This window comes from Litchfieldella qijiaojingensis (assembly GCF_014651875.1).
GTDB classification, from domain to species: domain Bacteria; phylum Pseudomonadota; class Gammaproteobacteria; order Pseudomonadales; family Halomonadaceae; genus Litchfieldella; species Litchfieldella qijiaojingensis.
This window is the reverse complement of record NZ_BMXS01000004.1, coordinates 214,922-236,543: the sequence shown is the minus strand read 5'-3', so window position 1 is coordinate 236,543 and position 21,622 is coordinate 214,922. Positions and strand designations below refer to the sequence as shown.

Annotated in this window: 15 protein-coding genes and 1 pseudogene; 6 read left to right on the top strand and 10 right to left on the bottom strand. The window is 62.8% G+C overall.

The window, feature by feature from the left end:
• Position 1: 1 nt before the first annotated feature.
• Positions 2–1,411: a response regulator gene (locus IE093_RS06755; protein WP_189467453.1), complete on the bottom strand. Its 1,410-nt coding sequence runs from the start codon at positions 1,409–1,411 to the stop codon at positions 2–4.
• 338 nt (positions 1,412–1,749) lie between these two features.
• Here IE093_RS06755 and IE093_RS06750 point away from each other — a divergent pair, with 338 nt between their 5' ends.
• On the top strand, positions 1,750–2,517 hold the full coding sequence (locus tag IE093_RS06750; protein WP_189467452.1) for an NRDE family protein: 768 nt from the start codon (positions 1,750–1,752) through the stop codon (positions 2,515–2,517).
• A 326-nt stretch (positions 2,518–2,843) separates the two neighbouring features.
• On the opposite strand, the gene ptsP is transcribed toward IE093_RS06750, so the two are convergent.
• Together ptsP and IE093_RS06740 are read right to left on the bottom strand one after the other, a co-directional pair.
• A complete protein-coding gene (gene ptsP, locus IE093_RS06745) occupies positions 2,844–5,105 on the bottom strand; it encodes a phosphoenolpyruvate--protein phosphotransferase (protein WP_189467451.1) in 2,262 nt (753 codons plus the stop codon).
• Positions 5,106–5,153: 48 nt separating this feature from the next.
• Positions 5,154–5,645, bottom strand: a complete 492-nt coding sequence (locus IE093_RS06740) for an RNA pyrophosphohydrolase (protein WP_229803315.1) — start codon at positions 5,643–5,645, stop codon at positions 5,154–5,156.
• Positions 5,646–5,871: 226 nt separating this feature from the next.
• Here IE093_RS06740 and IE093_RS06735 point away from each other — a divergent pair, with 226 nt between their 5' ends.
• On the top strand, positions 5,872–6,528 hold the full coding sequence (locus IE093_RS06735; protein WP_189467450.1) for a histidinol-phosphatase: 657 nt from the start codon (positions 5,872–5,874) through the stop codon (positions 6,526–6,528).
• A gap of 53 nt (positions 6,529–6,581) precedes the next feature.
• Here the strand turns inward: IE093_RS06735 and IE093_RS22875 are convergent.
• Positions 6,582–6,854, bottom strand: a pseudogene (locus IE093_RS22875) (hypothetical protein); the annotation flags it as partial.
• Positions 6,855–7,137: 283 nt separating this feature from the next.
• Between IE093_RS22875 and IE093_RS06725 the strand changes: the two are divergent.
• The 3 genes from IE093_RS06725 (at position 7,138) to IE093_RS06715 (ending at position 12,892) form a co-directional block, all read left to right on the top strand.
• The gene (locus tag IE093_RS06725) at positions 7,138–8,535 is read left to right on the top strand and encodes an FAD-dependent oxidoreductase (protein WP_189467449.1); all 1,398 of its coding nucleotides are present in this window, start codon (positions 7,138–7,140) and stop codon (positions 8,533–8,535) included.
• A 139-nt stretch (positions 8,536–8,674) separates the two neighbouring features.
• Positions 8,675–9,823, top strand: coding sequence for an efflux RND transporter periplasmic adaptor subunit (locus IE093_RS06720; RefSeq protein WP_189467448.1), 1,149 nt, complete (start codon positions 8,675–8,677; stop codon positions 9,821–9,823).
• A 3-nt stretch (positions 9,824–9,826) separates the two neighbouring features.
• Positions 9,827–12,892 (top strand): efflux RND transporter permease subunit, encoded by a 3,066-nt coding sequence (locus tag IE093_RS06715; RefSeq protein WP_189467447.1) that lies wholly within the window; start codon positions 9,827–9,829, stop codon positions 12,890–12,892.
• A gap of 302 nt (positions 12,893–13,194) precedes the next feature.
• On the opposite strand, the gene rsd is transcribed toward IE093_RS06715, so the two are convergent.
• The 4 genes from rsd to IE093_RS06695 form a co-directional block, all read right to left on the bottom strand.
• The gene (gene rsd / locus IE093_RS06710) at positions 13,195–13,707 is read right to left on the bottom strand and encodes a sigma D regulator (RefSeq protein ID WP_189467445.1); all 513 of its coding nucleotides are present in this window, start codon (positions 13,705–13,707) and stop codon (positions 13,195–13,197) included.
• A 123-nt stretch (positions 13,708–13,830) separates the two neighbouring features.
• The gene (locus IE093_RS06705) at positions 13,831–14,349 is read right to left on the bottom strand and encodes a disulfide bond formation protein B (protein WP_189467443.1); all 519 of its coding nucleotides are present in this window, start codon (positions 14,347–14,349) and stop codon (positions 13,831–13,833) included.
• Positions 14,346–15,971 (bottom strand): glutamate--cysteine ligase, encoded by a 1,626-nt coding sequence (gene gshA / locus IE093_RS06700; RefSeq protein ID WP_422730965.1) that lies wholly within the window; start codon positions 15,969–15,971, stop codon positions 14,346–14,348. The genes IE093_RS06705 and gshA overlap by 4 nt, the downstream gene beginning before the upstream one ends.
• Positions 15,972–16,227: 256 nt before the next feature.
• Complete coding sequence (locus IE093_RS06695; protein ID WP_189467439.1) at positions 16,228–18,579, bottom strand: Tex family protein; 2,352 nt, start codon at positions 18,577–18,579, stop codon at positions 16,228–16,230.
• Between the two features lie 165 nt (positions 18,580–18,744).
• Between IE093_RS06695 and IE093_RS22870 the strand changes: the two genes are divergently transcribed.
• Positions 18,745–19,017 (top strand): LysR substrate-binding domain-containing protein, encoded by a 273-nt coding sequence (locus IE093_RS22870; RefSeq protein ID WP_229803313.1) that lies wholly within the window; start codon positions 18,745–18,747, stop codon positions 19,015–19,017.
• A gap of 144 nt (positions 19,018–19,161) precedes the next feature.
• Here IE093_RS22870 and msrB read toward each other — a convergent pair whose 3' ends face one another.
• Together msrB and IE093_RS06680 are read right to left on the bottom strand one after the other, a co-directional pair.
• Positions 19,162–19,665 carry a peptide-methionine (R)-S-oxide reductase MsrB gene (gene msrB / locus IE093_RS06685; RefSeq protein ID WP_189467437.1) on the bottom strand — a complete coding sequence of 168 codons (504 nt, stop codon included), beginning with the start codon at positions 19,663–19,665 and terminating at the stop codon, positions 19,162–19,164.
• A 123-nt stretch (positions 19,666–19,788) separates the two neighbouring features.
• Positions 19,789–21,378, bottom strand: a complete 1,590-nt coding sequence (locus tag IE093_RS06680) for a phosphoenolpyruvate carboxykinase (RefSeq protein ID WP_189467435.1) — start codon at positions 21,376–21,378, stop codon at positions 19,789–19,791.
• Positions 21,379–21,622 lie beyond the last annotated feature (244 nt).

The window sequence follows — 21,622 nt, the reverse complement described above, 5'->3', positions numbered from 1 at the left end:
GTCAACGCCGCACATCCTCCAGGGCGTCCGGCAACCAACGCTCGACAATCTCGATCAAGGCTTGGGGTCGATAGGGCTTGGACAGGTAATCGTCCATGCCCGCCGCAAAGAAACGCTCGCGGTCCGCATCGCTGGCATTGGCGGTCAGCGCCACCAGCACGCTAGGGTTGGCTATGACCCGTTCGCCCTCACGGCGCCGCCAGCGGCGGCTGGTTTCAACGCCATCGAGGTCGGGCATGAAGATATCCATGAACACCAGGTCATAGTGCTCGCTCTCGGCCAGTTCCAGGGCTTGTTCGCCACTCTGGGCAGTGGCCACGACCAACCCCTTGGCCTCGAGCACCCGCTGCGCCAACATGGTGTTCACTGGCCCATCGTCCACGATCAGGATTCTGGCACGGCCGGTTGCCAAGGAATTCCCCTTGGCCGTCTCGTTATCGCCGATCAAGGAGGTGTCATTGGGTTCGGAGGGCTCGGGGCCGCTGAGATTGGCTACCAGGGTGGCCAGGTCGGCGAGACGCTCACGCAGTACATCATACTGCTGCGGCGAACGGCAGGCCTCGACATGTTGCGCCAGGTCGCGGATCAGGTTATCGAGCTCGCGTTGCAACAGCGCCAGATATGTCGACTTGAGACGCGACTCCTCACGCGCCCGGTCCCGCGAGAGAGTCAACTTTGCCAGGCGCTGCTGCTGGCTGTTGACGTCTTCCAGAATCCCCAAGGTATGGTCGTTGCGATCTTCCAGAGAGGCCAGGCGAAAGGTCCACCAGGCACCCTTGCTGTCATGTAGCCTGACGATGTCACTGCCCTCGCCATCGTCGTCGTGACGCATCAGGTATTGCAGATCAAGGCCGCGCAGCTCGTTCAGCGAACGGCCGATCACCTGCTCGAAGGCGCTATTGGCAACGGCGAGACAGCCGTGATGAGCGATGAACGCCGGCCGCGACAGACGCTCCACCATCTGCATCAGGTGGGGGCGTTCGGCGAACCGGGCCAGCAGGGTCTCCAAGCCATCGAGCAGGGATTCGAGGCGCTCGACCAGCCCCGATGCAGCAGGCCTGTCGGGAATCAATCGCCGCGACTTGAGCCAAGGGGGCAGCTCCTTGTGCAGTTCGCGCAGCGCTCGCTCCAGACGCTCATAGGGCACCCCAAGCGAGATCTCCCAACGTTGCAGACGGTGGCGCAACAGCATCAGGAACGTCGCCACGATCAGCCCAGTTCCCATCATCAGCGCCAGCATCAGCCAGATCAGGGAGCGCCAAGCCTGCTGTACCGGCATCGCCGACTGCCACAGCACCAGCCCGGCCAGCACGCACAGCACGACCAACCCGGCCTCCACCAGCAACAAGGGCCATAAGGTAGGCCAGATGAGCGTGCGCCAGAGGCTTTCCGTGCGATTCTCGACTCGCATTATCGTCCCTGTGATCGGTCGATGATGGCAATGAGTGTACGTTGACCGAGGGGCATCTGTCATGGTCGATGGCGGCTAAGGGGCGCCTGTCGGCGCCAATCGCTCAGTAAACTGAGCTCCCACCAAGCCTGCACTCAGGCACCAAAGTCATGTTGGAGCGCCCGTGGACGCGATGGCCATGCCGCGTAAGCCAGCCTGGCGGCTGGATCGCCGCCACGGCGGCTCCTACACGAAGCTGTGCCACTGTCCCCCTTGTAGGAGCGCCCGTGGGCGCGATGGTTATACCACCCAAGCCGGCGTACTTTTCGCGAGCTTCACATCAGGCTAAAGTGGCGCCCATGTGCCTGATCGCTTTCGACTACCGCCCCGATCATCAAGTGCGCCTGCGCCTGGTGGCCAACCGCGACGAGTTCCATGCCCGTCCCAGCGCTGCCCTGGGTATCTGGGAGGACGCTCCGGATATCGTTGGTGGCCGCGACCTGCAGGCCGGTGGCACCTGGTTGGCGCTACACCGTCGTGGCCGCTTCGCGGCAGTCACCAACGTCCGCGACCCGGGACTCGAGGTGCCGTCGGATGCTCCCAGCCGTGGCCATCTGGTGCGCGAAGCCCTGGAATGCGACGACCTGTATGTCTGGCTGGACGATTTGGCCAAGCACCAGGCGAGCCATTATGCCGGCTTCAACCTGCTGGCCGGCGATTCGCATGGCCTGTGGCATCTGCATCGCGGTCGCGAGTCGATCCATCTGGTCCCGGTCGCACCGGGCACCCACGGCATCTCCAACGGCGACCTGGACAGCCCCTGGCCGAAGGTGGAGCTGGCCCGCCAAGGCCTGGCCCACAGCCTGAATAGCGGCGACTGGCCCCGCGCCGCACTGAGAGCGATGAGCGAAAGCCGACCGACCGAGGAGCCGCACCGCTTGCCGGATACCGGCGTCGGTGAGGAACTGGAAAGACGCCTGTCGCCACTCTTCATCATCGGCGACGACTACGGCACCCGAGCCATGACTTGGCTGACGTGGTACGCCGACGGCAGCGCAGAGATCGGCGAACGGCGCTACGGACCGGGCGGCGATCCACAGGGAGAAACGACGCTGCAGGTACCATGACGGTAGGCCGGCCTGGGTGCCACGACCTTCGCGGCCACAACGCTCCGCAAAGGCTCCCACCACGGCAACATCGCCAGCCCCCGCCCTCGTAAGAGCGCAGATGCTCTGCGCGATCCGGCCGTCAGGTCGGCATTCCCGGAATGCTGTCGCATTCATCGCGCAGCGGAGCTGCGCTCCCACCACGGCAACATCGCCAGCCCCCGCCCTCGTGGGAGCGCAGATTTTCTGCGCGATCCGGCCGTCAGGCCGGCCTGAGTGGAATGGTCATCGCGGCCACGGCCGCTCCAACATGGCCTTGGTGCCTGGATACGGACTCGGTGGCGCCGTCAGTCTTTCGGCGGCAACAAGTGATCAAGCTGCCATTCACCCATGCGCTCGGCGAGATGCGCACGCACCTCGCCGGGTGTCGCCAGGCGCAGGGTTTCGCACACCAGCGCCTGGGCCGAGGCAAGCGGCACGCGGCGAATGGCGGCGCGCACCCGCGGCAAGCTCGGGGCGTTCATCGACAGCACATCGAAGCCCATGCCCATCAGCAATAGGGCACCGGCAGGGTCACCAGCCAGCTCACCACAGACCGAGGTCGGCATGTCCAGGGCAGCGACTTCCTGGGCCAAGCGCGCCAAGGCGGCCAACACCGCCGGGTGACAGGCATCGTAGAGCTCGGCCACACGCGGATTGTTGCGATCCACCGCCAGCAGGTACTGGGTCAGGTCATTGCTACCCACCGAGAAAAAATCGACTCGCGCGGCCAATTGCTCGAGTTGGTAGAGTGTGGCCGGCACCTCGAGCATCACCCCGATCTTGGGGCGCTCGACCACCACATCCTCTTCAGCGAGTTCGGCCTGGGCACGCTCGATCAGCTTCAGGGTGTCATCGACTTCGTCGACATTGGTCACCATCGGCAGCAGGATCTGTAGATTGTCCAGCCCTTGGGACGCACGCAGCATGGCGCGGAGCTGCACCATCAGCACTTCGGGGTGGTCGAGGGTCACACGGATGCCGCGCCAGCCCAGGAAGGGGTTGGCCTCGTCGATGGGGAAATACGGCAAGTCCTTGTCGCCACCAATATCGAGGGTGCGCATCACCACCGGCAAGGGGGCGAAGCTCTCGAGCTGGTCACGGTAGAGACGCGTCTGCTCCTGCTCGCCGGGAAATCGCTCGGTGATCATGAACGGCACTTCGGTGCGATACAGCCCGACACCGCTGATGCGCGTCTTCAACGAGGCCACCGCGTCCACCGCCAGGCCGGTATTGACCATCAACGGCATGTCGTGGCCGTCCGGTGTACGGCTGGGCAGGTCCTGCTCGTGTTCGAGCACCTCGGCCAGCGCCGTTTCCTCGGCGATCAGGCTCTCGTAGTGGCTTTTCAGCTCCTCGTCGGGGCGCACGAACAGTCGACCACGGTGCCCATCGAGGATCACCGGCGCGCCATTGAGACGCGGCAAGGGCAGATCGACCATGCCCAATACCGTGGGAATTCCCATGGCCCGGGCCAGGATCGCCACGTGCGAAGTGCTCGAGCCGCGAATCGAGACCAGACCTACCAGCTTGCCGCGCGGCACCTCGCCAAGCGTCGCCACGCTGATCTCGTCACCGACCAGGATAGTACGTTCGGGAAAGGTATCCGGTGTCTGTTGGCTCTCTTCCTGCAGATGCGCCAGCACCCGCCGCCCTAGATCGCGCACGTCCGCCGCCCGCTCGCGCAAGTAGTCGTCGTCGACCCGCTCCATATATTGCACATGGCGACGCACCACGTCGGCCAGCGCTCCCGGAGCCCATTGCCCCTCGCGAATGCGCTTCTCGACCTCCTGCGCCAGCGCGGCCTCACCAAGCATCTGCTGATAGACTTCGAACAGTGCCAGCTCCTGGGCGCTAATGCGGCTTGCAAGGCGTTCCCCAGCGGCACGGATCTCGTCGCGCACGCGGTAGATGGCATCCTTCAGGCGCTGGATCTCATAGTCGATATCGGTGGGAATCAGGTCGGGCACGTTGTCGAGATCGGCCGGTGGAGCGATCACCAACGCTTCGCCAATGACCATGCCCGGCGAGGCCGCCACGCCGGTGAACACCGCCTGCCCGACATCACGACTGGGCCGGTTGAGCGCGCCGGTGGCCAACGCATGGGCCAGCACCCCGGCCAATTGCGCTGCCATGGTCACCAGAAAGGCTTCATCGCCTTCGTCGAACCGTCGCTTGTCCTGCTGCTGGACGACCAGCACACCAAGCATGCGCCGCTGATGGATGATCGGCACGCCAAGGAAACTGGAAAAGCGCTCTTCGCCGGTCTCTGCGAAGTAGCGAAACTGCGGATGGCCCTGGGCATCCTCGAGGTTGAGCGGCTCCTCGCGCTGGGCGACCAATCCTACCAGGCCCTCCCCCAGCCGTAGAGACACTTGTCCCACCGCCTGCGCATGCAGGCCAATGGTTTCCATCAACACCAGGCGCTGTCGCTCGGTATCGAACAGGTAAAAGGAGCAGACATCGGTCCGCATGGCCTTGCGAATACGACGCACCATGGTCGACAGGGCGGCATTCAGATTACGCGCCCCGTTGACTTCTTGTACGATGCGACGAAGAACATCGAGCATAGCTTGTCTTCTTATGATGGCTGGAAAAATCTTGCCACTGGCGGGAGCTCATTCGTCTCCCAGTGCCAACCGTTGAGCACGTGGCGCCAGCTCGCGCAAGGCTCGGCGATAGACCTCTCGCTTGAAAGGCACTACCTGCCCCAGGGGATACCAGTAACTGACCCAGCGCCAACCGTCGAATTCCGGCTTGGCGGTGGTATCCACGCAGATCCGATTCTCCTGGCAGCGAATCTCGAGCAAAAACCATTTTTGTTTCTGGCCGATACAAACCGGCCGCGAATGCGTTCTCACCATGCGTCGTGGCAGACGGTAGCGTAGCCACCCCCGGGTGCAAGCCAGCACGTCGACATCGGCTGCCGTAAGGCCGATTTCCTCTTCAAGCTCTCGGTACAGGGCCTGTTGTGGTGTCTCGTTTGCCTTGATGCCTCCCTGAGGAAACTGCCAAGCATTCTGTCCTACCCGACGCGCCCAAAGCAGCTGGCCCTGACGGTTGGCAATAATAATGCCAACATTAGGGCGAAAGCCGTCAGCGTCGATCACGGACCTCACCTTAAAGAATCCATTATTGCTGACATTTTTCCACAAAGCTGGAAAGCGCATCAACACAAGCCACGAGTTATGGGCTCCGAGCGCCACATTGCGAATCATTATTCCCGATGTTCGTCTCTCGCGGCCCGAGACTCGTAGCGAATTGCCCTTTCTGCCATACTCTCCCGCCAACCATGCAACATGACCGACACAAACCGACAGATGCAAGGGGACAGCCTTGAGCCTGGCCATCTTCGATCTCGACAACACCCTGCTCTCCATTGACAGCGATCATGCTTGGGGCGAGTTCCTGCTCGAGCAAGGCGCCGTCGACCCCGTCAGCTATCGCGAGGCCAATGAACGCTTCCTGCGCGACTACGAGGCCGGCACCCTGGACATTCACGCCTTCCTGGAAGTCGCGCTCAAGCCATTGGCAGACAATACCCCGGAGCAGTTGGCCGCCTGGCACCAGCAGTTCATGATCAGCAAGATCGAGCCCAACATCCTGCCCCGAGGTGAGGAGCTGCTGGCCCGCCACCGAACGCGCGGCGATACCTTGTTGATCGTTACCGCGACCAATCGTTTCATCACCGACCCCATTGCCAAGCGACTGGGTGTCGACCACCTGATCGCCGTTGAGCCGGAAGTCGTCGGCGGTCGCTATACTGGCCGCGTTTCCGGCACACCCAGTTATCGCGAAGGCAAGGTCACGCGCGTGGAAGCGTGGCTGGCCGACAAGGACCACCTGACACTGGACGACGCCTGGTTCTACAGCGACTCACACAATGACATACCGCTGCTCGAGCGGGTCGACCACCCGGTGGCGGTGGATCCCGACGAGGCGCTGCGCCAGGAAGCCAAGGCCAGAGGCTGGAAGATCATCAGTTTGCGCTGAAGCTTCGGGCTTCGGGCTTCGGGCTTCGGGCTTCGGGCTTCGGGCTTCGGGCTTCGGGCTTCGGGCTTCGGGCTTCGGGCTTCGGGCTTCGGGCTTCGGGCTTCGGGCTTCGGGCTTCGGGCTTCGGGCTTCGGGCTTCGGGCTTCGGGCTTCGGGCTTCGGGCTTCGGGCTTCGGGCTTCGGGCTTCGGGCTTCGGGCTTCGGGCTTCGGGCTTCGGGCTTCGGACAGAATTGTCGTTGCCTCTAAACCTTCCGCAAACTGCTCGTCGCTCGTAGCTCGCAGCTCGTGACCGCGCAGCGTCCTTCTTTCGTCGGCAGGAAGAAATTTTTCATATTGCATTGCACCATGTTTCAACGCCATGAAATCGACGCTATCGCACTGATTTTCATGGCGTTTTTGTTTTATCCCTAGCCCAAGGTTTTCCTTATAGCCAATGAATTAGACATAAAGTCGAGCTTTGGTATGGATTTTATTTGGCGACGAAACCGCTATAATGCCCCCATCCGACACACAGCGAACCTGTCGGCAGACCACCCTCGCCGTCAGATTCAGGGCCTCCGGGTAACCCTCGGGGGGTTTGTCCCGCACCCAGGCAAGCGAGAACATCCATGTCCACACCGACCTATGATGTCCTGATAGTGGGAGGTGGTGTTTCCGGCACCGCCCTTCTTTACGAGTTGGGCCGCTACACCGACCTCAAGGCTATCGGTCTGGTCGAGAAGTACGATCACGTGGCGATCGTCAACTCCCACGGCCGCAACAACAGCCAGACTATCCACTGTGGCGATATCGAAACCAACTACACGTTGGAAAAGGCCAAGGTGACCAAGCGCACCGCGGGCATGGTGGTGAATTTCGCGACCAAGCTGGCGCCCGAGGTGCGCGACAAGATCGTCTACAAGTACCCGAAGATGGTGCTGGGCGTCGGTAAGACGGAATGCGAGTTCCTGCGCGACCGTTACAGTCGGTTCAAGGAACTGTTCCCGCGCATGAAACTGCTCGAGCGCGACGACATTGCCGAGCTCGAACCCAAGCTGGTGGAAGGTCGCCGCCCGGAAGTGCCGATCGTCGCCATGGGCTCCACCGACGAGTATACGGCGGTCAATTACACCACCCTCTCCGAAGCCTTCGTCGAGGAAGGCAAGAAAAGCGCCGAAGCCAAGGGCATGGCCTTCGACGTGCATCTCTCCACGCCGGTCGAGGACATCCGCAAGGAGGGCGACCTGTTCAAGGTCAAGACCCCCAACAAGGGCACCCTGACGGCGCGCTACGTGGTGGTCAGTGCCGGCGGCCATTCGCTACTATTCGCCCACAGGATGGGCTATGGCCGGGACAAGTCCTGTCTGCCGATGGCCGGCTCCTTCTACTTCACGCCCCAGGTGCTCAACGGCAAGGTCTACACCGTGCAGAACGAGAACCTGCCGTTCGCCGCCGTGCACGGCGACCCCGACGTACTGGTGGAGGGCAAGACGCGCTTCGGTCCCACTGCGCTGATGCTGCCGTTGCTGGAGCGTTACAACGGCAAGACCTTCTTCGAGTTCCTCAAGGTACTGCGCCTGGATCGCAATGTGATCAAGGCACTGTGGGATCTGATGAGGGTACGCGACATCCGCCGCTATATCTTCAAGAACTTTCTGTTCGAGGTGCCTTGGCTGCGCGAGCGCCTGTTCCTCAAGGACATCCGCAAGATCGTGCCCAGCCTGACCGTCAAGGAAGTCAGCTTCGCCAAGGGCTTCGGCGGTGTGCGTCCGCAGTTGATCGACAAGGAGAAGCGTAAGCTCGTCATGGGCGAGGCCAAGATCAACCCGGGCAGCGGCATCGTCTTCAACATGACCCCCTCGCCCGGCGGCACCAGTTGCCTGGGCAATGCCGAGAAAGACCTGTACCTGGCACAGGAATTCCTTGGCTTTGCCATCGACAAGGAAGCCTTCGAACGCGACCTGCTGGTTGGAGAAGTCCCGCTGACCGACCTGGAACGCCCGGCGGCCACCGCGTTGATGTCATAACACTCTCCCCTGCTCCAAACCTCCTCGTCGCCCCGGCCCTGGCCGGGGCGACGGGCTTTCGCCCATGACAATGCGACAAGCTCGCAGCTGGGTTATGCTGGGGGCCGCCTGACATCGCCAACTCGCCTTAGGAAGGCCCATGGCTTTTCGTCGCCCCTCTTTGTCCTTTCTACTGGCCACCAGTTGCGGGCTGGCCCTGCTGTTGTGGCTGGCCTTCGGCGACCTGCAACGCTTCCGGGCCGAAGCACCGGAAGCCGAACCGCTCGCTCCCGCCCCGTTGCCGCGTGTTGAAGTCCGGCTGAGCACCCAGGAACCCTATCGTCCCTCGCTGGTCGCCCAGGGCCAGCTCATGCCATGGCGAGAGGTTGCGCTACGCTCCCTCGCCAGCAGCCAGGTAACGTCGCTGGCCGTCGAGGAAGGACAGGAAGTGGCCGCAGGCGATCTGCTGCTAAGCCTGGATCAGGAAGACTTGCCTGCCCAACTGGAGCACGCCGAAGCCGATCTGAGGCTGGCTCGCGCCGAACTGGCCGGTGCCGAGCGCCTGCGCGCACGCGACCTGATTTCGGACACCGAGCGGTTACGCATGATCAGTGCGGTCGCCGAGGCCGAAGCCGACGTGGAAAACCTGCGCCAGCGCTTGTCGCATACGCGTCCGAAAGCGCCGTTCGCCGGCCGAATCGATCGCCTGGACATCGAAGAAGGCGATGTGCTGCAAAGCGGCGAGAACTACGCACTGCTGATCGACGACCAACGCTTGAAGGCCCAGGCCTCCGTTTCCCAACGCGATGCCCTGGCACTGGATCCTGGCCTCGAGGTGCGCCTGACGTTGCTGGATGGCAGTCAACTAAACGGTGAGTTGACTTATGTCTCCAGTCGCGCCGACCCCAGCACACGCACCTTCACCATCGAGGCGCAGGCCGACAACCCCGATCGCCGCCGTCTGGGCGGCGCCAGCGCCACGCTGAACATCACGCTTCCCGAACGCCAGGCACACACGCTTTCACCGGCGCTGCTGGTGCTCGACGGTGCCGGCCATCTAGGTGTCAAGACACTCGACGAGCACAATCGCGTCGAGTTCCAGCGTGTGACCCTGCTGTCCACTGACAACCACCGCGCCTGGGTCGGGGGACTGCCCAGACGGGTACGCTTGATCACCTTGGGTGGCGGTTTTGTCGAAGCCGGCGACTGCGTTGCGGCAGTGCCTGCGGCTCCGGATACCATCCCTGGCGAGGGCACCATGCTGGCCGCCGGCAGGCCGACCGCCGAATGCGATACCGAGAGACACTGATCGATGCGCACGCTGATCCTCGCCGCCCTCGATCGCTCACGCACCACCCTGCTGCTGCTGATCTTCTTCCTGATCGCTGGCACAGCGGCCTATCAGGTCATTCCCAAGGAGGCCAACCCCGACGTCACCATCCCCACGATCTATGTCTCCATGACGCTGGAAGGGGTGAGCCCGGAAGACGGCGAGCGGCTGCTGGTCCGCCCCATGGAACAGGAGCTGCGGGCCATCGAAGGGGTCAGCAAGATGACCTCCCAGGCCAGCGAGGGGCATGCCTCGGTGATCCTGGAATTCGATGCCGGCTTCAATCCCCGCCAAGCGCTGGCCGACGTGCGTGAACAGGTCGACATCGCCAAGGGCTCACTACCCGAGGAAGCCGACGAACCACGTGTCGTCGAGGTCAATGTGGGGCTGTTCCCGGTGTTGTCGATCGGGCTGTCGGGACCGCTGACGGATAATCAACTACTGGCGGTGGCACGCCGGCTCAAGGAAGAAATCGAAGGGATTCCCGAGGTACTGGAGGTGGATATCGGGGGCGAGCGCGAAGACCTGCTGGAAATCGTTGTCGACCCTCTGATTCTCGGCAGCTACAACGTCGACTTCAGCACCTTGTTCGAACAGATATCGCGCAGTAACCGACTGGTGGCTGCCGGCAGCCTGGACACTGGTGCCGGTCGCATGGCGGTGAAGGTGCCCGGAGTAATCGAAAGCCTCGAGGATGTCATGGCGATACCGGTCAAGGTCGACGGCGACCAGGTGGTGACATTCGGTGACGTGGCTTACATCCACCCGACGTTCAAGGACCCCGAGGGTTTCGCCCGAATCAACGGCCATCCAGCCCTGGTACTGGAAATCAGCAAGCGCGCCGGTGCCAATATCATCGCCACCATCGACTCGGTACGCGCCGTGCTCGACCAAGCCAGGTCGCTGCTGCCGGCTGAGCTGGAGGTGACCACCATCCTGGATCAGTCTCAGACAGTCGAGGACATGCTCTCGGACCTGCTCAACAACGTGCTGACCGCCGTGGTATTGGTGCTGATCTTGCTCGTTGCCGCCATGGGGATACGTTCCGCGCTGATGGTGGGCCTGACTATCCCCGGTGCCTTTCTCACCGGCATCCTGCTGATCTGGTCGATCGGCTATACGCTCAACATCGTGGTGTTGTTCTCGTTGATCCTGGTAGCCGGCATGCTGGTGGACGGAGCCATCGTGGTCAGCGAGTTGGCCGACCGCCATCTGCGCGTGGGTCAACCACCTCGGGATGCCTGGGCCAATGCCGCCGCGCGCATGTCGTGGCCGGTCATCTCCTCCACCGCTACCACCTTGGCGGTATTCGTCCCCCTGCTATTCTGGCCCGGCGTGGTCGGCGAGTTCATGAAATACCTGCCGGCCACGGTGATCCTGTCACTGCTGGCGTCATTGGCCATGGCGCTGATCTTCCTGCCGACACTGGGGTCGGTGTTCAGCCGCGGAGTGACCCGGGAGCGTGCCCGGCTCGTGGTCACCGCCGGAGGGCGCGCTTATCGTCGTCTGCTCGGCCGGTTACTGAGCCAGCCCGGCACCACCCTGCTCGCCGCCCTCGGCCTGATGGCGCTGATCTATGTCGGCTATGCCCGTTTCAACCATGGCGTGGAGTTCTTTCCCAGTGTCGAGCCCGATAGTGCCCAAGTGCTGGTGCGGGCACGCGGCGATTACTCGGTGTACGAGAAGGATGCCATCGTCAAGCGAGTCGAGAGACGTCTGTCCGGCATGAGCGAGGTCAAGGCGCTGTATGCGCGCTCCTTTGCGGGTTCCGGCGAGCAGCTTCAGCTCGGACCCGATGTGATCGGCGTTCTGCAATTTCAGTTGATCGACTGGCAACAGCGCCGCCCGGCCCGCGAGATACTCGCGGACATGGCCCGGCGCACCGAGGAGCTGGCCGGCATCGTGCTGGAGTTCCGTCAGCAGGAGGCAGGGCCCGCAGCCGGCAAGCCTATCCAGTTGGAGGTCAGTGCCGTGGACATGGAGCAGACCCTGCAGGCGGTCGACCGGCTGCGTGAGGCGATGGGCCGCCTGGGCGGTTTTCGCGACATCGAGGACAATCGCAGCCTGCCCGGCGTGGAGTGGCGGGTGAAGGTCGATCGTGAAGCGGCAGCGCGCTTCGGTACCGATGTCGCGAGTGTCGGCAGCGCGGTGCAACTGGTGACTACCGGCCTGCAAGTCACCAGCTACCGCCCGGCTCGGGTTGCCGATGAGGTGGATATTCGCGTGCGACTGCCGGAAAGCTGGCGTTCGCTGGACCAGCTCGGTCGCCTGACCCTGAACACGCCGCGCGGCCAGGTGCCGATCAGTCATTTCGTCAAACTCGAGCCGGCTCCCAAGGTCGGCAGCCTGCAGCGCATCGATGGTCGTCGCGCCATTACACTGGAGGCCGATGTAGCCGAAGGGTATCAACCCGACGAACGCTTGCAGGTACTCAGGGATGCCTTCGATTCGCTGCCGGACGGCGTATTGGTCAATGTCGCCGGCGAACAGGAGGAACAGCAGGAAGCCTCGCGGTTCTTGATCTCCGCCTTCCTGGTCGCCGTGTTCCTGATGGCGCTGATTCTGGTCACCCAGTTCAATAGTCTCTACCAGGCCCTGCTGGTCCTCTCGGCGGTCGTCTTCTCCACCGCCGGCGTGCTGCTCGGGTTGTTGATCAACGGCCAGCCGTTCGGCATCGTCATGGTCGGCATGGGGATCATCGCCCTGGCAGGTATCGTGGTAAACAACAATATCGTGTTGATCGACGCCTACAATCAGTTACGTCGTGAAGGTCTGTCCGCGACGGATGCGGCACTGGAAGCCGGCGGCTTGCGCCTGCGTCCGGTGCTGCTCACTGCTGTCACTACAGTACTGGGACTGATGCCGATGGTACTGGGCGTCAACGTCAACCTGTTCGAACCATCGCTGGGGATCGGCGCGCCCTCAACTCAGTGGTGGACCCAACTTTCCAGTGCCATTGCCGGTGGCCTGACCTTCGCCACCGGCCTGACGCTGCTGCTGACGCCGTGCATGCTGGTGCTGGGGGCACGGCTATTCAAGAGTCGTTGAGGCATGATCATCGCGCCCGCGGGCGCTCCTACAAGGCGGGACGGTGGCACATTTCTGTAGGAGCCGCCGTGGCGGCGATCCGGCCGTCAGGCCGGCTGGGGTGGCATGGCCATCGCGCCCGCGGGCGCTCCTACAAGGGGAACGGTGGCACATTTCTGAGGAGCCGCCGTGGCGGCGATCCGGCCGTCAGGCCGGCTTGGGTGGCATGGCCATCGCGCCCACGGGCGCTCCTACAAGGGGGACGGTGGCACAGTTTCCTGTAGGAGCCGCCGTGGCGGCGATCCAGCTGTCAGGCCGGCCCATCAAGTGGTGGGCGAAGAGCTCCGGATAGCGGCCTGTGCGCCGGGGGGAGGCGAATGGGCGGCATGGAGGCGGCCGATCAACTGGTCCTCCAGGGCGAAGCGCTCGGTGAGCCCCTTGCCCAGCCGATCGAGCCAGGCCGGCAGGCGCGACAGGTAATGCTGGCAACGAGTGGGCGAGGCGTAGTCGGCATCGAAGGCCAGTACCAGTTCGGTGGACATCTCCAGCCGCTCGAGCAGCTTTTCGGCGATCACTAGCGCCTCGTCGTCGCTGAAGGCCTTGGCTTCCTCGCGCAACTGGGGGTAGATCTCGAAATGACCGGCACTGATGTAATCCATCAACAGCTCGCTGAAGGTATCGATCTGCGCCTTCTCGACCGCATCGAGCTCGACATCGCACGCCTCCTTCAGCTCGACGAAACTCACCAGCATCTCCCGGCGCTGATCCAGCCAGCGATCTATCAACTGGTGTACGCCACCCCAGCGTTCCAGCGCGGATTTGCAATCTTCCAGCATGGGCGCCTCCCTAGCTCGTCATCTACCCCGACGATCGTCCTCGATCGAAGGGGGGACTGACAGACTCACTCGACTGGAGCGCGCTGTCAATCCCGATCGCACCAGAACTTTTGCAGGATCGGTTCAGCTTGAAGACGTGCCACGAAAACTGCGCAGCAAGATGCCCAAGGGAGCCAACGCCAGCACCAGGAAGCCGACCATCGTCCAACCAGGCAGCGACACGCCGAGGAACAGGAAGTCGATCGAAGCGCACTCGCCAGAACCGGAAAACACATGCACCAGCACTTCGCGCATGGGCAGGACATCTATCATGTAGTCGAGACTCGGGCCGCAGCTCGGTACCTGGTCGGGCGGCAGGGACTGCAGCCATAGATGACGCCCTGCCACGCCGATCCCGCCAGCGACGCTGAGCACCCCCAGCCCCCCATACAGGGCTCCCCAGCGGCCTCGTGGGTTGTGGATGGCGGCCACCAGCAGTACCGCGGCGGTGGCCAGCACCCCGACCCGCTGGAAGATGCATAGCGGACAGGGCTCGAGCCCCATGACATGCTCGAGGTAGAGCGCCACCCCCATCATCAGGGCACAGAACAACAGGCCGGCGATACTCCATTGCCGCACGCTAAGGGTTGTTACTGGTGTCATCGGCCGACGGCCTCCTTGCTCGTCACACGGGGCTCACGGGCCCGGGCGAAATAATGTTCGAGAAAGTCGCTGAAGCTCTCGATATCCGCCGCCTCGATATCGCCCTGCTGTTGGTGCGAGGTTTCGGTTAGCTGGCTGAACAGGGCATCTCGGGCTCGATTGATAGGCTCGTCACGCAGCTTGACGGCCTGGTCGCGGGCAAGCTCGAGCATGTAGTCGACGAAATCGTCGCCACGCTCCTCCAGCGCCAGCAGCATCTGACCCGATGGAGTCAGACGCGGATCGTCGAGGCGCGGAGCCACCGCAGCAAGCGCATCGGCATGTGGTGTGCCACCCTCGATGATATCCAGCAGTTCGGCAACCTGGGCAAGCTCGGCGAACACGTCATGCCCCAACTCGGCAAGACGCCGTTCGGTGCCATCGACCGACAGGCTCAGCGCCGGATCACGACCGCGCTCGACCACCAAGGCACGGTTATCGTCGAGGCGGTCGCATTCTTCGTCGGGAATCCAGGGGCTGTCGGCGAGTAGGCACCACATCAGGAAGGTATCCAGGAAGCGCATCTGGGTTTCGTCGATGCCCAGCGTCAAGAAGGGATTGAGGTCCAGACAACGAACCTCGATGTACTCGACACCGCGCGACTCGAGCGCCTGGCTGGGCGTCTCGTCGTGCCGGGCGACGCGCTTGGGGCGTATGTCGCTGTAGTATTCGTTCTCTATCTGCAGGATATTGGCATTGAGCTGACGCCAGTCGCCATCGACATTGACCCCCAGTCGCTCGTAGGCCGGCCAGGGTGTGGAAATGGCATGGCGCAGGGTGCCGACATAGTTCGACAGTGAGTTGAAACAGATCTTGAGCTGGGCCTGGACCTTGTTCTGGTAGCCGAGATCCGACATGCGCAGGCTGGTGGCATAAGGCGAAACCAACGTGCGACGAGCATGTTCGCGGAGCTTGTCGGGGGTCGGCGAGTCGCCAAGAAAGCTCTTGTCGAGTGCCGGCGAGGCGCCGAACAGGTACATCAGCAACCAACTATGGCGACGGAAATGGCGGATCAGGCCGAAATAGCGCGACGAGCGATAGTCGTTCATGGCGGTATCGCCCTGCCCGTCCAACTCGCGCAGCACTATCCAGACGTTGTCGGGCAATGAGACGTTGTAGTGCACACCGGCGATGGCCTGCATGATACGACCGTAGCGCACGTCCAGCCCCTTGCGGTAAACGTGCTTCATCGTGCCGACATTGGAGGTGCCATAATCGGCGATCGGTATGCTGTCGTTGCCGTTCAGGCGCGCCGGCATGCTGGCCGGCCAGATCCACTCATCGTCGAGATGACGGTAGGTGAAGCGGTGCAGGTCGCCGAGGAACGCCATGGCATCCATGGGCCGACAGTACACCGGCGTGATGTACTCAAGCAGCGCTTCCGAGTAGTCGGTGGTGATGTGCGGATGGGTCAGCTTCGAGCCCAGCGCGTGGGGGTGCGGCGTCTGGGCGATCCGCCCCGTGGAGTCGACACGCAGGCCTTCCTTTTCGATGCCGCGCCGCAAGCGGCCGATCAGTCCCTGGCGGGCCGGCCCCTTGAGCCGCTGAATAACGGTGGCGAGTTGCTCGGACAAGGTGAACACCCCATGTCATGGAAGCGGCTATCGAAACACGGCCGCCTCGGTCTTGAAGAGCTAGCGCGGCCCGGGCCGGCGCTTTCGGGTAAATGTCAGATTATGGTGGCTAGCCGGCGCCTTTCAAGGTACGAGCTTCGAGCTTCGAGCTTCGAGCTTCGAGCTTCGAGCTTCGAGCTTCGAGCTTCGAGCTTCGAGCTTCGAGCTTCGAGAAGGATTGTCGTTGGTTTCGAACCCTCTGCAAACTGCCCGCAGCACGTAGCCATCATTTCCCTTTTCGCGCCTGTAGCAGCGCTGCCCCCAACGCACCTAGCTGACCGCCGTCCTGATCGCCCCGCGGTCCCTTGCCTTGAGGCTTGCGTTGCCCCTTACGCTGCCCGCTGCCATTGGCACCGGCACGCTCGCCGCCCCCGCGCGACTCCCCTGGTTCATCGGACAGGCGCATCGACAGGCCGATCCGTGCACGTTCCAGATCGACACTCATCACCTTGACCTTGACGATATCACCGGCCTTGACCACGGTGCGCGGATCTTCGACGAACTTATCCGACAGCGCCGAGATGTGCACCAGACCGTCCTGGTGAACGCCGATATCGACGAAAGCACCGAAGTGGGTGACGTTGGTCACGCTGCCTTCCAGCACCATGCCGAGCTCGAGGTCCTTGATGTTTTCCACCCCTTCACGGAATTCGGCGGCGCGGAACTCGGGACGCGGGTCGCGGCCGGGCTTGTCGAGTTCCTTGAGAATGTCGCTGATGGTCGGCACACCGAAAGTGTCGTCGACGAAATCGGCTGGCTTGACCTGCTTGAGGAAGCCGCTGTCACCGATCAGGCTGGCGACCTCGCGCCCGCCACGGGCGGCGATGCGCTCCACCACGGGGTAGGCTTCGGGGTGCACGGCGCTGCCATCCAGCGGGTTGTCACCGTTCATGATGCGCAAGAAGCCCGCGCACTGCTCGAAGGTCTTGGGCCCCAGCCGGCTGACATCGAGCAGTTCCTTGCGGGTCTTGAAGGCGCCCTCGCTGTTGCGACGGGCGACGATATTCTCGGCCAGCCCCGGATTGAGTCCAGAGACCCGCGAAAGCAGCGCGCTGGAGGCCATGTTGAGATCGACGCCCACGGCGTTGACGCAGTCCTCGATCACCGCTTCCAGGCTCCGCGAGAGCTGCACCTGGGAAACATCGTGCTGGTACTGCCCTACACCGATCGATTTGGGCTCGATCTTGACCAATTCGGCCAACGGATCTTGCAGGCGGCGGGCAATCGACACCGCGCCACGAATGGTGACGTCAAGATCGGGGAATTCGCGCGCGGCATATTCCGACGCCGAGTACACCGAGGCGCCGGCTTCGCTGACCATCACTTTGGCCAGACGACGCTTGCCGGCCATGGCCTTGACCAGATCGCCGGCCAGCTTGTCGGTCTCGCGACTGGCGGTGCCGTTGCCGATGGCAACCAGCTCGACATCGTGCCTATCGACGAGCTTGGCGAGAACGGCCAGCGACTCGTCCCAGCGGTTCTGCGGCGCGTGCGGGTAGATGGTGGCATGATCCAGGAACTGGCCGGTGGCATCGACCACCGCCACCTTGCAGCCGGTGCGCAGACCGGGGTCGATGGCCAGGGTCGCCTTGGGACCAGCCGGCGCGGCCAGCAGCAGGTCCTTGAGGTTGGCGGCAAAGACCTCGATGGCGTCCAGCTCGGCACGTTCGCGCAGGCGGCCCATCAATTCGGTTTCCAAGTGAGTGTAGAGCTTGACCCGCCAGGTCCAGCGCACCACCTCCTTCAGCCAGCGATCGGCAGCGCGCCCCTCATCGCGAATATCGAAGTGCTGGGCGATAGCCACCTCGCCAGGATGACGCGGCGCTTCGTCCTCGCCGGGCAGCTTGATGGACAGCGACAGCACGCCCTCGTTGCGACCGCGGAACATTGCCAGCGCCCGGTGCGAAGGAGTCTTGGCCAGGCGCTCGTCGTGTTCGAAGTAGTCGGAAAACTTGGCACCCTCGCGCTGCTTGCCGTCGATCACCCGGGCACTGAGCTGGCCTTCGTCCCACAGCCGCTCGCGCAGGCGCCCGACCAGTTCGGCGTCTTCGGCGAAGCGCTCCATGAGGATCTGCTTGGCGCCATCCAGTGCGGCCTTGGTGTCCTCGATGGCCGGGATGTCGCCCTCCGCCGGACGCAGATAATCCTGCGCCGCGGTCTCGGGATCGAGGCTCGGGTCGGCCAGCAACGCATCGGCCAGCGGTTCGAGGCCGGCTTCGCGGGCAATCTGCGCCTTGGTGCGACGCTTCTTGCGATACGGCAGATAGAGGTCTTCCAGGCGTTGCTTGGTGTCAGCATCGCGAATCAGCCCAGCCAGCTCATCGGTGAGCTTGCCTTGTTCGTCGATGGCAGCGAGGACCGCCGCGCGGCGGTCCTCAAGCTCACGCAGGTAGCTCAACCGCTCATCGAGATGGCGCAGTTGGCTATCGTCGAGACCGCCGGTGACCTCCTTGCGGTAACGGGAAATGAAGGGCACGGTGGCCCCGCCGTCGAGCAGTTCCACCGTGGCGGCCACCTGCTGGGGGCGAACGACGAGTTCCTCGGCGAGGCGGGCAATGATCTTGGCTTGTGCGTCCATGAAATCCTTGACGTTCAACCAGCGAAAGTTGGCGACAAGGTATCACAAACCTCGCAACGGCGCCGCCCCGTCAGTGAGTTTCCGTGATCCAGGGAAACACTGAATGATTCAGTTCCCCCTAACTATGCGCGTCGGATCCTCGAACTACATGGGGAGGCGCTCAACATGCTGCGCCAGCCGGACATGGTGGGACGAGTCAGGATCGGGGTGCCCGATGATTACGTGATGCGCTTCCTGCCCGGCATTCTCAAGTCCTTCTCCGAAACCTGGCCACTGGTGGACGTGGAGGTGCAGTGCGCACCCTCTTCCGAGTTGCTGAACCGTCAGAAAGGCAGCCTCGACCTAAGCATCGTGACCCGAGAGGTGGGACACGAGATCGGCGAGATACTGCGTCAAGATGAAACAGTGTCGCAGGGTTGGCCGTTTCGGCATGGATGAGGAGCCTGTTCACGCCGGGCATGCGCATTCTCGGTGAAGAGGATGGTTTTCCGCCGTTGCCTGACGCCTCGATCGTGTTGCTACGCGCCCCGGGTGCGCACTCCCCTGCCATCGATGGGCTGGCGCAGCATATCATCGAAGGCTTCAGGCACTAGCCGGCACGAATCTGAGTGCCAGGCCGTTGTTGCACCAGCGCAGCCCGGTGGGTTCGGGCCCATCTTCGAAGATATGCCCCTGATGACCGCCACAACGTGCACAATGGTACTCGGTACGCGGCCAGATGATCTTGTAATCGACCTGGGTCAGTAGGTGCCCCTCGACATGTTCGAAGAAGCTCGGCCAGCCGGTGCCCGAATCGTATTTCATGGCACTGGTGAACAGCAGCAGATCGCAGCCCGCGCAGCGGTATTCACCTGCTCGGGTTTCCTTGTCCAGCGGACTGGAAAAGGCCGGCTCGGTGCCATCGTTACGCAGGATCTCGTACTGTTCGGGCGTAAGGCGCTCACGCCACTCGGCATCGGATAGCTCTAGCACTTCGAGGCCCTCGGCGCGCTGGATATCCGGTTTGGGCCTTGCCGCCACGACGCCGGGCAACAAGCCTGCCAAGCCTCCGGCACCCAATAGGCCGAGAAAGTGTCGACGTTTCATGACGGGTCTCCATTGATGCGATTCGACATGCCGGCAATCATGAATACCACGAAAACGGGGCGAGTCTCGCGACTCACCCCGTTTCGACCGCTCGCAAGCGATAGGGTTCGTGAAGGGGAAGCCTCAGTGCAGGCGCGGACCCGCGGCGATAATGGCTTCGTCGACCCCGGAGAACTTCTTGAAGTTATCGACGAACTTGGCCACCAGCTCCGCCATCTGGCGATCATAGGCAGCGCTGTCGTCCCAGGTCTCACGAGGGTCGAGCAGTCGAGTCTCGACGCCAGGCACGGCCACCGGTACTTCCAGGTTCAACCCCTCGATGGTACGGGTCTCGACATCGCGCAACGCACCGGACTGGATGGCACTGATGATGGCGCGAGTCGTGGGAATCGAGAACCGTGAGCCGCCCTGGCCGTAGCTGCCACCGGTCCAGCCGGTGTTGACCAGGTACACTCGCGACCCGTAAGCCTCGACGCGCTTGATCAGCAGGTCGGCGTATTCACGGGCCGGACGCGGGAAGAACGGTGCCCCAAAGCAGGTCGAGAAAGTTGCTTCCAGCCCGCTCGAGGAGCCCATCTCGGTCGAGCCAACCTTGGCGGTGTAGCCGGACAGGAAATGATAGGCAGCGGCTTCCTTGGACAGCACGGAAACCGGAGGCAACACGCCGCTCATGTCGCAGGTCAGGAAGATGATGGCGTTGGGCTCGCCGGCACGGTTCTCGGCGACCCGCTTGTCGATATGTTCCAGCGGATAGGCGGCACGCGAGTTCTGGGTCAGGCTGTCGTCGGCGTAGTCCGGCTCGCGACGGTCGTCGAGGACCACGTTCTCGAGCACCGCACCGAACTTGATAGCCTTCCAGATCACCGGTTCGTTCTTCTCGGAGAGATCGATGCACTTGGCATAGCAACCACCCTCGACATTGAACACGGTGCCTTCTCCCCAGCCATGCTCATCGTCACCGATCAGGTAACGCGCAGGGTCGGCGGACAGCGTGGTCTTGCCGGTACCGGAGAGACCGAAGAACAGCGTGGTTTCGCCGTCTTCGCCGACATTGGCGCTGCAGTGCATGGGCAGCACGTCGACCGCTGGCAGCAGGAAGTTCTGTACCGAGAACATCGCCTTCTTCATTTCACCAGCATATCGCATGCCGGCGATCAACACCTTGCGCGCGGCAAAGTTGAGAATCACTGCCGCCTCGGAGTTGGTACCGTCACGTTCCGGCTCACAGACAAAGTTCGGGGCATTGAGGATGATCCACTCGTCCTTTGCGGCGGGGTTGTAGGCCTCCGGACGAACGAACATGGTGCGTCCGAACAGGTTGTGCCAAGCGGTCTCGGTGTTGACGCGAATCGGCAGGTAATGGCTGGGATCGGCTCCGACATGCAGTTCCGAGACGAAGCGATCACGCTCGCTCAGGTAGTCATCGACGCGGGCCCATAGGGCATCGAACTTGTCGGCCGGAAAGGGACGATTGACGCTGCCCCAGTCGATATGGGTGCTCGTGGAAGGCTCATCGACGATGAAACGATCCGCCGGGGAGCGACCGGTTCGCTGGCCGGTATTCACCACCAGGGCGCCGTTGGCGGCCAGATGCCCCTCCCCTCGCAGGACGGCGCGTTCGATCAGCTCGGCATTGCACAGGTTGGTGAAAACGTTGGGGCTAGCGGTACCCGTGACGGTGTCAGCCTGGGCGGCAGCGTGAGTCGTGGTCATGTCGTTGTCCTGGGCCTGGTGGCCGATTCTCTCTCGTTAACCCGTGTGTCGTTCGACGCCGGGGCGATGGCACTGCGCTCGGTAGACGCGGGCGAGTGATCTCGCCTCTGATAATAGGAAGGTATCTGACCGAGCTCCTAGTAAGGGGGGCCATTATGGCAAAAAGCACGCTATTGGAAAACGCCGAAGTTAGCGGATTTTCTTGTAGTTTTCCTACTACACGGCGCAATTTTTTGGCTCTCCC